A 13,987-nucleotide genomic window follows, 5' to 3' on the forward strand; every position below is an offset into this window, starting at 1 on the left:
TCTGGGGTCCGGGCGGCATAAAACAGGCTGCCAGACTAATCAAAGCGGCGCGCTTGTGTTGAAATGCCATATTGCGAAAACTGCAACAAGGAACCCCGCGATGGCACTGGACATGCTGCGAGAAATACAGGCGTTCGTCAGCGTCGCGCACAAGCGCAGCTTCGTCAGCGCTGCCCGCGCCCTGGGTCGTTCGCCCAGCGCGGTGACCCGGGCCGTGCAGGCCCTGGAGGATAACAGCGGCGCCAAGCTGTTCAACCGCAGCGCCAGTTCAGTATCGCTCACCGAGGCCGGCGAGCGGCTGCTGCCCCATGCCGAGCGCTTGCTGGATGTGCAACGGGACGCCGCCGACGAACTGGCAGCGCTGACCGGCGACGCCCAGGGCTGGATCCGCCTGGCCGCGCCCGAGGTGCTGGCCCAGCAGGTGCTGCCGGCGGTGCTGGCCGAATTTTCCCGCCGCCACCCCCACGTCACCCTCGACGTACAGTACGGCGACCAGGCCTTCGACCCGTTGCAAGGCAAGCTGGATTTCGTGATCCGCGGGGCCTTCCCGCAGTCCAGCGAACTGATCGGCTATCCACTATGGCGTTACCGCCGCCATCTCTACGCCAGCCCTCAGTACCTGGCATTGGCCGGCACGCCGCAGGTGCTGGAAGACCTCGAGCGGCATACGCTGATCCTGCACACCGCGCCGCGCATCCTGAAGGCCTGGCATTTCAGCAAGGACGGACACATCGTCAGCCTGCGCCCGCGACCACGGCTGCGCCTGGGCTCGGGGGTAGCTGTGCTGCAAAGCACCCTGGCGGGGGCCGGTATCGCCCGGCTGGCGGATTGGCTGGGGGAGCCGGAGGTACGTGCCGGGCGCCTGGTGCGGGTCTGCCCCGACTACCACCTGACATCCAGCACCGGGCAGGACCCGCAGATGCACGCCGTGTACCCGGCCGGCGACCTGCCGGCGAAGGTCCGCGAGCTGCTGCAGACCCTGCGCGAGGCCGGTCTGCGGGGAGGGGAACAGCCCTGAACTGGGCTGCTCAATTTCTGCTCAATCTAACAGAGGCCCTGAGAACCATGGCCTGTAGCGCTTTATCCACAGACCTACCCACGAATTTTGTGGACAGTTTCTGCAAGCCTTGAAGGAATTTTTACAAGCGCAGCAAGGCCGCATTGGCCAACTTGACCAACTCGATCCATTCGCTTGCGCTGATCACACCGGAACGCTCCAACTCTTCGGCACGGCGCAGTGCCTGATCGTAGTCCGCTTCGTGGAGGATGCCCTCACCGAGAAAACGACCGCGCCACTCCAGCATCGCTGCAGTGCCTTTCTTGCATTCCATAGTGTGTATTGTCTCCAAGGCAAGTAAACGGCCCGTGTGCCCGGGCCCTGGGATTGGGGGCGCGAGATTACACGAGCGACTTGTACTTGAGAACGACTTGCAGCTACCGCTTGTCTAGACGACTGCGGCCAGGAGGCGGGAAAAACTTGGGGAAGGGTCTGGCCCGCCATTGTGCCAGGCGGGCCGGGACAGGAAAAAGTTGCGGCTCAGCTTGGCGGAATGGTACCCAGCAGGCCAATCATGATAGTCAGCAGCAGAAAACCACCCAGAAACAGCGCGAGCTTGCCCATCGGAACCTCTACAGTGTGATGACGTAACGGCGGGGCTGGCCGCTGCGGCAGTGCAGCGGGGCAGCCTGCCCAGCGCACACCGGGTTGGAAGGCTGGGCCTGGGTGTATTTTCCGGCAGCGGCTGATACGGTTACAGATTCAGGTTCGTGGAAAAAAAGCGGATCAGATGGTGATTCCTCCCATCGCGGGGCGCATACCTTGAGGCCAACGCGATCGGCGTGGGAGCGGGATTGCCCCGCGATGACCTACCTGTGCTACGGTCCGAAGCCCAGACAAGGAGAACTCCCGGAGATGACCGCGCTCGCCAGCAACGCCGCCCTGCTGATCATCGACATGCAGAACGGCATCAACCACCCTCGCCTGGGCCGTCGCAACAACCCCGAAGCCGAACAGCGCATCAGCGAACTGCTCGCCGCCTGGCGTGCAAGCACGCGTCCGGTGATACACGTGCGCCACATTTCCCGCGATCCCGATTCGGTGTTCTGGCCTGGCCAGCCCGGTTGCGAGTTCCAGCCCGCCTTCACCCCGCAGGCCAGCGAGAACGTGTTCGACAAACACGTGCCCGACGCCTTCTGCAACAGTGGCCTTGAACGCTGGCTGCACCAGCGCGGCATCAGCCAGCTGGTCATCGTCGGCGTGATCACCAACAACTCGGTGGAGTCGACCGCGCGCTCGGCGGGCAACCTGGGGTTCGATACGCTGGTGGTGGCCGATGCCTGCTACACCTTCGACCAGCACGACCTGCAGGGCCGACTGTGGCCGGCGGAAGACGTCCATGCCCTGGCCCTGGGCAACCTGGCCATGGACTATGCGCGGATTCTCGACAGCGCGGCCTTGCTGGCTGCGGTCTGATCTCAGTCCAGCTGGCGCAGCTTCGCCAGCGGTACCCAGCCCAGCTCCCCATTGCCTGCACGACGGCACCAGAGCCAGCCGTTCAGGGGGCGCAGGCCCTCCAGCGACTGGCCGGGGTCAACGTCCAGCTCATGGGCCGAATAGGCCTCCACCGCCCTGCCCCGGCCGACGCCAAGCCGCTCGATGAGCTGGCCGGGCACCCAGCCTGGCTCCTGGCCCTGGCAACTGCACAGGTACCAGTCCTCCCAGTGCTCATCACCCTCGTAACGCTGGCCGATGTCCAGCAGCGTGCCTCGGGCGAAGGTGATGGGCGCAGGATACTCACTGCGGTGTGCGGCAATCACGACGTAGTTCACAGGCCTCTCCCTGGCTGCGAAAAGCGTCGATGCTAGTCGAAGGTCCTTCAGAGCACCATGATCATTTCGTGCCAGGCCATGCCGCCATGGTCGGAGGCCGACGGGCGCACATAGGCGTAGCCCATCTTCTCGTACAGCCCGACATGGCGCTCCTTGCACATCAGGTGAATAGTCACCTTGCCGCGCTCACGCATCTGTTCGACGAAACGCGCCATCAGCCGGCCGGCATGGCCCAGGCCCTGGTACGCAGGGTCGAGCACCACCGACATGATCACCACGTTGGGCGCCAGCGGATCATGCCCGACCAGCTCCTTGAAGGCTTCGTCCGACATCACCACCTGGTCGGCGCAGCCGCTGTTGATGAAGCCGATCACCTGGCCATCGGCCTCAAGCACCAGGAAGCCCTCCGGGTACTGGGCGATGCGCGTGGCGATCTTCTCCCGGGTGGCGGCCTCGTCGCCTTCGTAGGCGCTGGTTTCGATCTGGTAGCAACGGTCCACGTCGGTTGCCGTGGCCTGGCGGAACATCGTGGTGCTCATGGGGCGGATCCGGATAGCGGGAAACAGGGGCGACATGCTAACGGAAGTCGTCGCCCAGCTGTATGCCCGCCATGCCAGTTAGACCGAACGGGTGATACCCCCATCGACCCGCAGGTTCTGCCCGGTGATATAGCCCGCGCCCTCGGAGGCCAGGAAGGCGACAGTGGCCGCAATCTCCTCGGCCTTGCCGTACCGCTCCATGGGAATCCGGCTACGGAATTCCGCTTTCTCCGGCAGGCTGTCGATAAAGCCCGGCAGCACGTTGTTCATGCGGATGTTCTCGGCCGCGTAACGGTCGGCGAACAGCTTGGTGAAGGCCGCGAGCCCGGCGCGGAACACCCCGGAGGTCGGGAACGTCGGATCCGGCTCGAAGGCGGCGAAAGTCGAAATGTTGATGATGGCGCCGCCGCCCTGGCGCTGCATGATCGGCGTCACCAGGCGGGTCGGGCGCACCACGTTGAGGAAGTACACCTCCATGCCACGGTGCCAGTCGTCGTCGCTCAGCTCGAGAACCGGCGCGCGCGGGCCGTGGCCTGCGCTGTTGACCAGCACATCGACCCGCCCCCATTGCTGCATCACTGTGTCGACCAGACGCTGCAGGTCTTCTACCGACTGGTTGGAGCCGGTCACGCCGATGCCGCCCAACTCGGCCGCCAGCGCCTCGCCCTTGCCGGACGACGACAGGATCGCCACCCTGAAGCCATCGGCGGCCAGCCGCCGCGCGGCCTCGGCACCCATGCCACTGCCGCCTGCGGTGATGATTGCAACTTTCTGGGAAGACATATGCTGCTCCTTATGGGAGTTGATCAAGTAGGCCCATGAAGCCAGAATCCGGCTTATCGCACCAATCACAAATACTGGCAGCAGCCTGCAGGAAATCTACTGGATGAGCGCGCCCAAGCGACGCAATGCCCCCGCCATCGTCAATCACCTGGTGGCCTTCGAGGCCGCCGCCCGCCTGGGCAGCTTCCGCGCCGCCGCCGACGAACTGCACGTCACCCCCGGCGCCGTCGCCCAGCAGGTGCGCACCCTCGAGGACAAGCTCGGCCGCCCGCTGTTCGAGCGCCTGCCCCGAGGCCTGCGGCCCAACCGGGACGGCGCCGACTACCTGACCCGCGTGCGCCTGGCCCTGGACATCATCGAGGACGCCACCGGCGAACTGCTGGAGCGCGACAGCCAGCGCGATCCCCGGCAGATCCTGCTCAGCACCACCCCCGCCTTCGCCAGCCGCTGGCTGATCCCGCGCCTGGGCCTGCTGGCCCAGGCCCACCCGCCGGTGGCGCTGATGATCGATGCCTCCGACAGTACCCGCCCGTTGAGCGGCAAGGGCGCCGTGGACCTGGCGGTGCGCTGGGGAGCCCCGCCCTTCGCCGACGCCTATGCCCTGCCCCTGCTGCCCGGCGTGGCGGTGCCGGTGTGCGCGCCGGCATTGCGCGGTGAACACCCTTGGCGGCAAGCCGCGGATCTTGCGCAGCAGCCGCTGATCTCCGACAGCCACAACAACTGGAAGCGCTGGTTCGATCACTACGCGCTGCCCGGCACGCGCTTCAGCGGCCCGGTGTTCTCCCAGACCATCCTCGCCATCGAGGCCGCCGAGCAAGGCATGGGCATCGCCCTGGTGCCCCGCCTGCTGGTGGCGAATGCCCTGAAGGCCGGCACGCTGGTACTCGCCCTTGAAGACCATGAACTGCACAGCAACGCCGGCTTCCACCTGCTCGCCGGCCATGCTCCGCAGGCAGGCTCGGCCGCCGAGCAAGTGGTGCACTGGCTGCAGGCGCAAGCGAACGATGAAACCCAAGAACGCCCAAATCACAACGCTCTGATTTAGCGGGCTAGCGAGGTCTGCGTGGGAGCGGGCTTGCCCCGCGATCACCGGCATGGCCGGTGCCATCCATTGCATCGCGGGGCAAGCCCGCTCCCACGCAGATAGCTGAAACTGCTCACGAAGCCCTGCCCTTGTGTAGCATTCTGTGTACCAACCGCCTCCCGATACACACGAACGCCCACCCCACCAGCACCCGACACACCCCGGACACAGCCACCTCCTTAACTACACGCCATCCCGCCCACACCGATGGCCCGCCAAGGAGATGCACCATGTTCGCCAGCGCCAACCGCCTCAACCGCTCAGCCCTGCTCGCCTGCGCCCTGCTGCCCCTGGCCCTGCTGACCACCACCCCCGGTCAGGCCGAGGAAACCCGCTCGCCTGCCGCAGCCCGCCGGTCCCCCCCCTTCGGCCCGCTCAAGCATGTCCAGGCCGGCGTGCTGGACGTCGCCTACGTGGAACAAGGCCCCGCCGACGGCCCGGTGGTGATCCTCCTGCACGGCTGGCCGTACGACATCCACAGCTACGAGCAGGTGGCGCCGCAACTGGCCGCCCAGGGTTACCGGGTGCTGGTGCCCTACGCCCGCGGCTACGGCGACACCCGCTTCCTCTGCGCGAACACCCCGCGCAATGCCCAACCCGCCGCCCTGGCCAGCGACGTCATCGCCTTCATGGACGCCCTGGGGATCAAGCGCGCCGTGCTCGGCGGCTTCGACTGGGGCGCGCGCACCGCCGATATCGTCTCGGCCCTGTGGCCCGAGCGGGTCAAGGCGCTGGTGTCGGTCAGCGGCTACCTGATCAGCAGCCAGGAAGCCGCCAAGGCCCCGCTGCCGCCCAGCGCCGAACTGCAGTGGTGGTACCAGTACTACTTCGCCACCGAGCGCGGCCGCGCCGGCTACGACAGCAACCGCCACGCCTTCGCCCGGCTGATCTGGCAGACCGCCTCGCCGCAGTGGAAGTTCGACGACGCCACCTTCGAGCGCAGCGCCAAGGCCCTGGACAACCCCGACCAGGTCGCCATCACCGTGCACAACTACCGCTGGCGGCTCGGCCTGGCCCAGGGCGAGACCCGCTACGACCCGCTGGAGGCGAAGCTGGCCACCTTCCCCGCCATCGGCGTGCCCACCATCGCCCTCGAAGGCGATGCCAACGGCGCGCCGCACCCACCGGCCGAGGCCTACGCCAAGCGCTTCACCGGCAAGTACGCCTACCGCCTGGTGAGCGGCGGCGTCGGCCACAACCTGCCGCAGGAAGCGCCCGAGGCATTCGTCAAGGCCGTGGTGGATGCGGACCATCTGTAAGGGCAATTGCAACATATCGTTTCGGCAGCGCATGTCGGGTGCCGGGAGACGCGGATTGCCTCTGCAACCCGTCTGTTCCGTGGCAGGCCTTATACTCCGGGGCCTGCCGCAGAATGAGCGGACGCATGCCGAAACATTCACCCCGGCCATCCTGTAAGACGCCTCTTTTGTTGCTGTAGGACGTTTCTACGGGTTTGTGATCCGGTGTATGAATAATCAGTATTGGCTGGGGAATTGACCTGATACCGTCGAGCCTTTCCTACAACGGCACGGATGCCCACGGCCAGTGAGAACGACATGGACAACTACGACAGCTCGGCGCTTGGACTGCAGAAATGCCTGCTGAACCTGCGCCGGGATCATGCACGGATGAAAGCGTCGGGAGAGCTGGAAAGAGCAGCGATACTGGCGCAGGTAATTGGGCGGATGGAGCAGGGATTGAAGGAGGCCTCCCAGGGAAGGAAACCCGAAACACTGCAGTGAAGTGATGCCAGCAAGATGGTGATGGATTTGCGGCTCGCCCTGGTGAGGCGCCGCAAGCCCATCGCGTACACCGCCCACGCTCAATATAAGACCCACTCCCTCATTTTTCGTCGCCACCCGCAGCATGACCGCCCCATGCTCGTGCCCGCCCCCATCCCACGCCCAGCTCCAGTGCAACTTTCTAACCGAAAGGTCAGCTAAAACCCCGAGTTCGGCTTTTATTTCAAACACCTCTGGCAGGTTGGTACAGAGTATGCAAACGTTTGCTCAAAACAATTAAGCGAACAATCGCCGAAGCTTTTGCTCACCTCAGCCTTTCGGGGCTACCACCGCATGAACAAGGACTTTCAATGCGTCAACCTGCATCCCTGCGCCCAGCGGCTCGCTCCCCCCTGGCTGTCTCCTTGCTACTGGGCGCTGTTACGGGACTACTCAGCGTCACCACCCAGGCCCAGGAAAATCCCCCCAGCGAGTCAGCCCAGGGCGAGGCCCTGAGCCCGGCCGCCGCACCGGCCAAATCGGGGCCCTACCTGTCGAACTGGTACAACCAGAACTTCACCCTGATCGGCACCAAGGACATCAGTTTCGGCCCCCGCCCTGTCGACGATATCTACCTCGAATACGAGTACTTCGGCCGCAAGGGGCCGTTCGAGCTGTACGGCTACATCGACATCCCGAAGATCCTCGACATCGGCAACAGCCATGACAAGGGCGCGTGGGACCACGGCTCGCCGCTGTTCATGGAACACGAGCCGCGGATCTCCATCGACTACCTGGCCGGACGCAGCCTGGCCGTCGGCCCGTTCAAGGAGTGGTACGTAGCCTTCGACTGGATCTACGACCACGGCAGCAACAGCGCCAACCGCGCCAACACCCTGTACAGCGGCCTGGGCACCGACATCGACACCCATTCGCGGGTCAACCTGTCGGCCAACTTCTACGGCCGTTACCAGTGGGAAAACTACGGCGCCAGCAACGAGTACTCGTGGGATGGCTACCGGGCCCAGCTCAAGTACATCGTGCCCCTCGGCAAGTTCGACAACGGCGCCTCGCTGACCTATATCGGCTTCACCAACTTCGATTTCGGCTCGGACCTGCACAAGGACAACCCCAACCGCACGGCCAATGCCACGGTATCCACCAACGTGCTGCTGTACGCCTTCACCCACCTGCGCTTCACCCTGGTGGGCCGCCATTTCCACAATGGCGGCAACTGGCAGGATGGCAGCCAGCTGAATTTCGGCGATGGGGATTTCCGCGGTAGGTCCAATGGCTGGGGGTATTACGCCGGGGTCGGCTACCAGTTCTGATCGCTTGCGCCATGGAGGCTTGCATGCACCCGATGCACCGTCTTTCCCTCGCCGCGGGCCTGGCCTGCGGCATCCTGCTCACCTCGACGGCCCAGGCCGGCGAGACGGCTGCGCCGCCGATCAGGCCCAAGGTGATGCTGATCACCCTGTTCGCCCCCGAGGCCCAGCACTGGATCGAGCGCCTGGAACTGAAGCAGGAGGTGCGTGTGCCGGGCCTGTCGGCGGAGTATCCGGTGATACGTTGCAACAGCCAGGATGTCTGCCTCCTGGTGACCGGCATGGGCCAGACCAACGCCGCGGCCTCGACCCTGGCACTGGCGCTGTCGCCGAAGTTCGACCTGCGCAAGAGCTACTTCCTGGTCGCGGGGATTGCCGGGATCAACCCGAAGCACGGGACCCTCGGCACCACCGCCTGGGCCCATTACCTGGTGGAGTTCGGCACCCAGTGGGAGCTGGACTCGCGGGATGCGCCCAAGGACTGGCCGACGGGCTACCTGGGGATCAACACCAAGGGGCCGAACGAGAAGCCGCCGCTGGACTACAAGACCGAGGTCTTCGAGCTCAATCCGAAGCTTCAGGCCAAGGCCTATGCCCTGTCACACGGGGTTAGCCTGAGCGAGAGCAAGGAGTCGGCGGCCTGGCGGCTCAAGTACCCGATGGCGCCGGCCAACCAGCCGCCGGTGGTGACCCGGTGCGACACCGTGGCGGGCAACACCTGGTTTTCCGGGACGCGCCTGAGTGAGCGGGCCGAGGTCTGGACTCGGTTGCTGACGGATGACAAGGGGGAGTACTGCACGACCCAGCAGGAAGATAACTCCACCTATGAAGCGCTGCTGCGGGCCAGTCGTGAAGGGTTGGTGGATGTGCAGCGGGTGGCGGTGGTGCGGGCTGGGTCTGATTTTGATCGGCCTGAGCCGGGGGGCAGCGAGGTGGGAAATTTGCTCAAGTATGCCGACCAGGGCGGTTTTGTTCCGGCGCTGGAGAATCTTTATCGGACTGGGAATCCGCTGGTGCAGGAGATTCTGAAGAATTGGGCGGTTTGGGAGAAAGGGGTTCCGGAGGCTTGAGCATCACCCCCAGGCCGGCTAGGAGATGGTCGCTTCAATTCAAGATTGCCGGGGCTGCTTTGCAGCCCTTTCGCGGCACAAGGCCGCTCCTACAGGATGGCGCGGTCACCTGTAGGAGCGGCCTTGTGCCGCGAAAAGGTCGCAAAGCGACCCCGGCAAGTCCAAGTCGAACGCCCATTCCCAACACCTTGTAAGGGCTGGTCCTCAAACCCAAATGGTAGTCGCCCAACCCTTCCCTCTTTTGCATCTGCCGCTATCGCTTCCTTGATTCGGAAAGGGCCATAAAGCTCCACACGACGCCCTTGAAAAGATGCTGAAAAAGCCCATGCCATCATTGGATCCAAAATACTTGCCGAAACGATCAAGACCCACTATGTTGTATTCAGCCAAATCAGAAAACACCACATAGTGTGGATAAACGTTCTGAATGGCTTGCGACTTACTGAACACCTCTCGTAACTCACATTGCTGAACGAAGGAGATTCCGTATGACAGATCGTCGCCCTCTCAACCCTAACGTGAACGTTCCAAAGCCTGGCGGTGGTGAACAACCACGCTCTCGCAACAAGGACGGCCAAGTCCGTGATAAGCGCAGCGATGCTGGCAAGCCTCGCGGTAAGTAACGACAGACAGGGCAGCGGCGAAAAATGCCTGCTGCCCTCCTTCGACTCGCTGCACTGCCCGTCAGCGCCTCATTGTCTCCTGCTCGCCTCGGGCATGAGGCCGCCTATGAGGAAAACGGCTGCTGGCCCTATCAGCCAATCCACCGTCGTTCCTGAGCTGACTGCCGGAATCAAAATAAACGCGGCTAACAGGCCTACACCTGCCCAGATGCGCCTGCGTGGCGTGAGCCACTCTCGGACCTTTTCCAACCTTCTGCCCATTGGCACTCACTCTCCTTGTTTGTTCTGCGGTGAAGCGAATCGCCTGCGGTGCTGCGCGGCACCAGCGAACCAAAATTGCTAGACACATCCACCCGGCGCCAACTCAAGCCTGAGCCACTCCAGGTACTCGAGAATCTCGGCATCGTTACGCTTGCAGTACGACCATTTTTGCTGCTTTGAAACCGAGATGAACCTCGCCTGCCTGAGGATCTCAAGGTGCCGGCTCGCTGTTGGCTGGGCGATACCCAGCGCACTTGCGATAAGCGTCATGCAGACGCCGAACTCGACGGGGTCTGCCGACCATTGTTCAGCAAAGTGGTCACGAGGTGCTGCGAGCAGGCGAAGGATCGCCATGCGAACCTCACTGCTCATCGCTTTCATCTGTATTGATCTGTCCATGCCTGCATCATATAGTCATTTAGCTAAATGACAATGTGAGGTGAGCCATGTTGGATCTACCCTACGCATCGAGCATCGAAGGCAATACCGTCAGATGGGGGAAATTGGGGACCGGTGCGCCGCTGGTCGCCATCCATGGCACCCCCTTCTCTTCGCAGGTATGGAGGCGCGTCATACCTCATCTCACTGACCGTAGAACCGTTTATTACTTCGACCTGGTTGGCTATGGCCTGTCTGAAATGAGAGAGGGCCAGGACGTTTCATTGGCGATTCAGAACAACGTCATGGCTGCGCTTTTCGAGGAATGGGGCATCGAGCGCCCTGACGTCCTGGCCCATGACTTTGGAGGCGCGACAGCACTGCGCGCTTACTACCTGAACGGTCTGCGCTATGCCTCCCTCACCATTTTCGATGCCGTAGCCCTGGCCCCCTGGGGCTCTCCTTTTGTTCAGCATGTCCGTCAACATGAGGCCGCCTTTGCCGGGATGCCCGACTACATGCACCGGGCGCTGCTGGCAGCCTATCTGCAAACCGCTGCGGCCAATCCCCTCAGTGACGAAGCCCTGCAAGCGTACAGCGCTCCATGGCTGGGGCCGATTGGCCAGGCGGCCTTCTACAGGCAGATCGCACAGATGAATCAGCGCTACACCGACGAAATCGAACCGCTCTACGGGAAGCTGGATTGCCCCGTATCGGTACTTTGGGGCTCGGAGGACGCCTGGATTCCCTATTCCCAAGGGGAGCGTCTTGCTGGGCTTATCTCCCGACAGCCCTGCGTGCGAGTAGAGAACTCGGGCCACCTGATGCAGGAAGACAGGCCGGAAGCGATTGTGGCGGCGGTTTTGAAGCAGCTTGGCCCCTGAGGCAGGTTCGCTGGACTGTCTGTCTGTCCAAATTCTCAGCGGTCTGTGTCTATTGACAGATCAATTTCATCGGTACGGTTCAGGCCTCACTGTTTCTGCGAGGTTGTAATGGAACTGACAGCAATCCCGTTTGGCACCACGGACTGGTCAAAAATCGATCCTGTCGCTTATCCGGGCGAGAACGGTACGGCGTATTGGCGTACCTGTCTGTTTGGGGACGTTCGGGTTCGATGGGTTGAGTACACCCCAGGATATGTAGCCGATCATTGGTGCCGGAAGGGTCATATTCTGTTCTGCCTGGAAGGTCGGCTGGACACCGAGTTGGAGGATGGCCGCACGTTCACCTTGCAGCCGGGTATGAGCTATCAAGTGGGGGACGATGCGGAGGCGTACCGGTCGTCGACGGCTACTGGAGCCAAGCTCTTTATTGTGGACTGAGCAGATGCGTCTGATCGCGCAGCGGCTGGAACTGGCGCAGCGGCCCAAAGTCCGGGATCTTTCTTAGGGAAACTCCGAACAAGTTGCTCACCAGCCGGAAATGGACGGTTAGGGATGCCGAGAAGCCCGATTTCCAGCCGCTGATTATTGGATGACCAAGGCAAAGCCTTGGTTTTCTGCCCTCACGGGCGCACCTCTCCCGCAGCAGGCAACAATTGCCGGCGCACCATCCACAGATTCGACAGCGCAAACAGCGTGGTCAGTTGCGCCGTGTTCTTGGCCAAGCCGCGAAAACGCGTCTTTATATAGCCGAACTGGCGTTTGATCACCCGGAACGGGTGCTCCACCTTCGCACGCACTTGCGCCTTGGCCTTTTCGATCTTGCGCTTGGCTTTGTAGAGCACGCTGCGTTTGCTCAAGTGCTTGTAGGTGCTGCGTCGCGCAGCAATCTGCCAGATCACGGGCCGCCCTTCATGCTCTGGCCTTTTCTCAACGCCGGTGTAGCCCGCGTCGGCACAGACGACGTTCTCTGCGCCATGCAGCAGTTGTGCAACTTCCGTTACGTCGGCCACGTTCGCGGCGGTGCCATGAACGTGATGCACCAGACCCGATTCAGCATCCGCGCCGATGTGGGCCTTCATGCCGAAATAGTACTGGTTGCCCTTCTTCGTTTGATGCATTTCAGGATCGCGCTTGCCTTCCTTGTTCTTGGTCGAGCTGGGCGCGTGGATGATGGTGGCGTCGACAATGGTGCCCTGGCGCAAAGACAGGCCCTTGTCTCGCAGGTAGTTGTTGATGGTTTCCAGAATGCCCGATGCCAGTTGGTGCTTCTCCAGCAGGTGCCGGAAATTCTGATGGTGGTGTCTTCGGGGATCGGAGCGCTGAGCGTCAGGCGAGCAAACTGGCGCATCGAAGTGATCTCGTACAGCGCCTCTTCCATGGCGGGGTCGCTCAACGAGAACCAGTTCTGCAGCAGGTGAACACGCAGCATGGTTTCCAGTGGATACGGCTTGCGACCACCGCCGGCCTTTGGGTAGTGCGACTCGATCAATGCTACCAAACCGCTCCACGGCACCACCTGTTCCATCTCGGCCAGGAAACGCTCGCGACGGGTTTGCTTGCGCTTACCTGCGTACTCGAATCGGAAAAGCTCATCTGACTCATAGGATGGAGGGCTTGTAGAGGGCTGTTGGACTGAGGGCTATTTCAGCACAGGTCAGACGGCCTGTGCTGACTTGATCGGAGAATCCTTAGGGATATGGGAATACCGATGATTTTTACGAGCCGATGCGACCTGACCGACAGCAAGGGAAATCGTTTGTCGATGCCGGTGGGGCCGCTGTCGGCCTTGCTAATTTCAACGATTGGAAGGATGCACTCGCTCACGCAGAATGCTGGAAAGCTCCTCTACAGTGAGCGTTCCATAATCAGCATTGTCGATTTTCGCGGATCGAATTTCCTCGAAAACGCCTAGCATCCGCTCATAACCATCTGTCGTTCGCATGTGGGCATTGTTGACCCGGCCTGCAAAGTCAGACCAGCGGTCCAAATCATCAACAAAAATGCGAGCAATCGCTAAATACTCACTCTCGTTATTTCCGTCGAATCCGGGAAATTCGACATGACGCCCAAACGGCTCTGCAGCATCCGCAAGCGCTTGGCGCCCAGCTTCATCGAGTGCGTTGACAGATATTTCCAAGAACGACCACATTTCCAGGACATCAGCAACAAATTTCACGTTCCGAGGCGGCTCGTCAGCATCCTCAAACAAACCTGGGTATTTCCAGCTGAGCGCCCAACCGTGATTTTGAGCAACCATACGCTGAACGAAATCAGCGTCAAGGCTGTCTTGGATATCGAGCTTCGCATGAATATCTGTCAGAAGCGCGATCATCAATTTTTGTGCGTTCGTAAATTCCATTTTAGAACCTCATATGACCCGATGGCGAAATACCACTTAAGGGTCACTGAGCTTAGCCGAACGAGTCTAGAAGGGGAACAGAGCATGGCACTCTGACCGAGGTGTCCAGGGATGGCGTAGCGTTGAAA

At 62.1% G+C, this 13,987-nt stretch carries 15 protein-coding genes and 1 pseudogene; 9 read left to right on the top strand and 7 right to left on the bottom strand.

Annotation, left to right across the window (positions count from 1 at the left end):
* The first annotated feature begins 100 nt into the window (after positions 1 to 100).
* Positions 101 to 1,018 carry a LysR family transcriptional regulator gene (locus AC0MAZ_RS19420; RefSeq protein WP_203652269.1) on the top strand — a complete coding sequence of 306 codons (918 nt, stop codon included), beginning with the start codon at positions 101 to 103 and terminating at the stop codon, positions 1,016 to 1,018.
* A 121-nt stretch (positions 1,019 to 1,139) separates the two neighbouring features.
* Here the strand turns inward: AC0MAZ_RS19420 and AC0MAZ_RS19425 are convergent, their stop codons facing one another.
* Positions 1,140 to 1,331, bottom strand: coding sequence for a hypothetical protein (locus AC0MAZ_RS19425; protein ID WP_028691846.1), 192 nt, complete (start codon positions 1,329 to 1,331; stop codon positions 1,140 to 1,142).
* 581 nt (positions 1,332 to 1,912) lie between these two features.
* On the opposite strand from AC0MAZ_RS19425, the gene AC0MAZ_RS19430 reads away from it, so the two are divergent.
* Positions 1,913 to 2,473 carry a cysteine hydrolase family protein gene (locus AC0MAZ_RS19430; RefSeq protein WP_475858874.1) on the top strand — a complete coding sequence of 187 codons (561 nt, stop codon included), beginning with the start codon at positions 1,913 to 1,915 and terminating at the stop codon, positions 2,471 to 2,473.
* A 2-nt stretch (positions 2,474 to 2,475) separates the two neighbouring features.
* Here the strand turns inward: AC0MAZ_RS19430 and AC0MAZ_RS19435 are convergent, their stop codons facing one another.
* From AC0MAZ_RS19435 to AC0MAZ_RS19445, 3 genes are all read right to left on the bottom strand, one after another.
* Entirely contained in the window at positions 2,476 to 2,829 is a 354-nt protein-coding gene (locus AC0MAZ_RS19435) for an SH3 domain-containing protein (protein ID WP_203652265.1), read from the bottom strand.
* A 47-nt stretch (positions 2,830 to 2,876) separates the two neighbouring features.
* On the bottom strand, positions 2,877 to 3,368 hold the full coding sequence (locus tag AC0MAZ_RS19440) for a GNAT family N-acetyltransferase (RefSeq protein ID WP_475858875.1): 492 nt from the start codon (positions 3,366 to 3,368) through the stop codon (positions 2,877 to 2,879).
* A gap of 78 nt (positions 3,369 to 3,446) precedes the next feature.
* Positions 3,447 to 4,151: an SDR family oxidoreductase gene (locus AC0MAZ_RS19445; protein ID WP_475858876.1), complete on the bottom strand. Its 705-nt coding sequence runs from the start codon at positions 4,149 to 4,151 to the stop codon at positions 3,447 to 3,449.
* 103 nt (positions 4,152 to 4,254) lie between these two features.
* On the opposite strand from AC0MAZ_RS19445, the gene AC0MAZ_RS19450 reads away from it, so the two are divergent.
* From AC0MAZ_RS19450 to AC0MAZ_RS19470, 5 genes are all read left to right on the top strand, one after another.
* A complete protein-coding gene (locus tag AC0MAZ_RS19450; RefSeq protein ID WP_203652259.1) occupies positions 4,255 to 5,196 on the top strand; it encodes a LysR substrate-binding domain-containing protein in 942 nt (313 codons plus the stop codon).
* A gap of 269 nt (positions 5,197 to 5,465) precedes the next feature.
* On the top strand, positions 5,466 to 6,494 hold the full coding sequence (locus AC0MAZ_RS19455; RefSeq protein ID WP_475858877.1) for an alpha/beta fold hydrolase: 1,029 nt from the start codon (positions 5,466 to 5,468) through the stop codon (positions 6,492 to 6,494).
* Positions 6,495 to 6,791: 297 nt separating this feature from the next.
* Positions 6,792 to 6,977, top strand: a complete 186-nt coding sequence (locus AC0MAZ_RS19460) for a hypothetical protein (protein ID WP_102682584.1) — start codon at positions 6,792 to 6,794, stop codon at positions 6,975 to 6,977.
* 350 nt (positions 6,978 to 7,327) lie between these two features.
* A complete protein-coding gene (locus AC0MAZ_RS19465) occupies positions 7,328 to 8,287 on the top strand; it encodes a nucleoside-specific channel-forming protein Tsx (RefSeq protein WP_475858878.1) in 960 nt (319 codons plus the stop codon).
* A gap of 23 nt (positions 8,288 to 8,310) precedes the next feature.
* Positions 8,311 to 9,354: a purine-nucleoside phosphorylase gene (locus AC0MAZ_RS19470; protein WP_475858879.1), complete on the top strand. Its 1,044-nt coding sequence runs from the start codon at positions 8,311 to 8,313 to the stop codon at positions 9,352 to 9,354.
* A 962-nt stretch (positions 9,355 to 10,316) separates the two neighbouring features.
* Here AC0MAZ_RS19470 and AC0MAZ_RS19475 read toward each other — a convergent pair.
* Positions 10,317 to 10,619 carry an ArsR/SmtB family transcription factor gene (locus tag AC0MAZ_RS19475; protein ID WP_475858880.1) on the bottom strand — a complete coding sequence of 101 codons (303 nt, stop codon included), beginning with the start codon at positions 10,617 to 10,619 and terminating at the stop codon, positions 10,317 to 10,319.
* A 65-nt stretch (positions 10,620 to 10,684) separates the two neighbouring features.
* Between AC0MAZ_RS19475 and AC0MAZ_RS19480 the strand changes: the two genes are divergently transcribed.
* Together AC0MAZ_RS19480 and AC0MAZ_RS19485 are read left to right on the top strand one after the other, a co-directional pair.
* A complete protein-coding gene (locus tag AC0MAZ_RS19480) occupies positions 10,685 to 11,500 on the top strand; it encodes an alpha/beta fold hydrolase (RefSeq protein WP_475858881.1) in 816 nt (271 codons plus the stop codon).
* A gap of 108 nt (positions 11,501 to 11,608) precedes the next feature.
* Positions 11,609 to 11,938, top strand: a complete 330-nt coding sequence (locus AC0MAZ_RS19485) for a DHCW motif cupin fold protein (RefSeq protein WP_475858882.1) — start codon at positions 11,609 to 11,611, stop codon at positions 11,936 to 11,938.
* Positions 11,939 to 12,120: 182 nt separating this feature from the next.
* Here AC0MAZ_RS19485 and AC0MAZ_RS19490 read toward each other — a convergent pair.
* Together AC0MAZ_RS19490 and AC0MAZ_RS19495 are read right to left on the bottom strand one after the other, a co-directional pair.
* Positions 12,121 to 13,102: pseudogene (locus AC0MAZ_RS19490) on the bottom strand (IS5 family transposase).
* A 193-nt stretch (positions 13,103 to 13,295) separates the two neighbouring features.
* The gene (locus AC0MAZ_RS19495) at positions 13,296 to 13,859 is read right to left on the bottom strand and encodes a YfbU family protein (RefSeq protein ID WP_475858883.1); all 564 of its coding nucleotides are present in this window, start codon (positions 13,857 to 13,859) and stop codon (positions 13,296 to 13,298) included.
* Positions 13,860 to 13,987: the final 128 nt, after the last annotated feature.

Source organism: Pseudomonas sp. A (genome assembly GCF_056270345.1).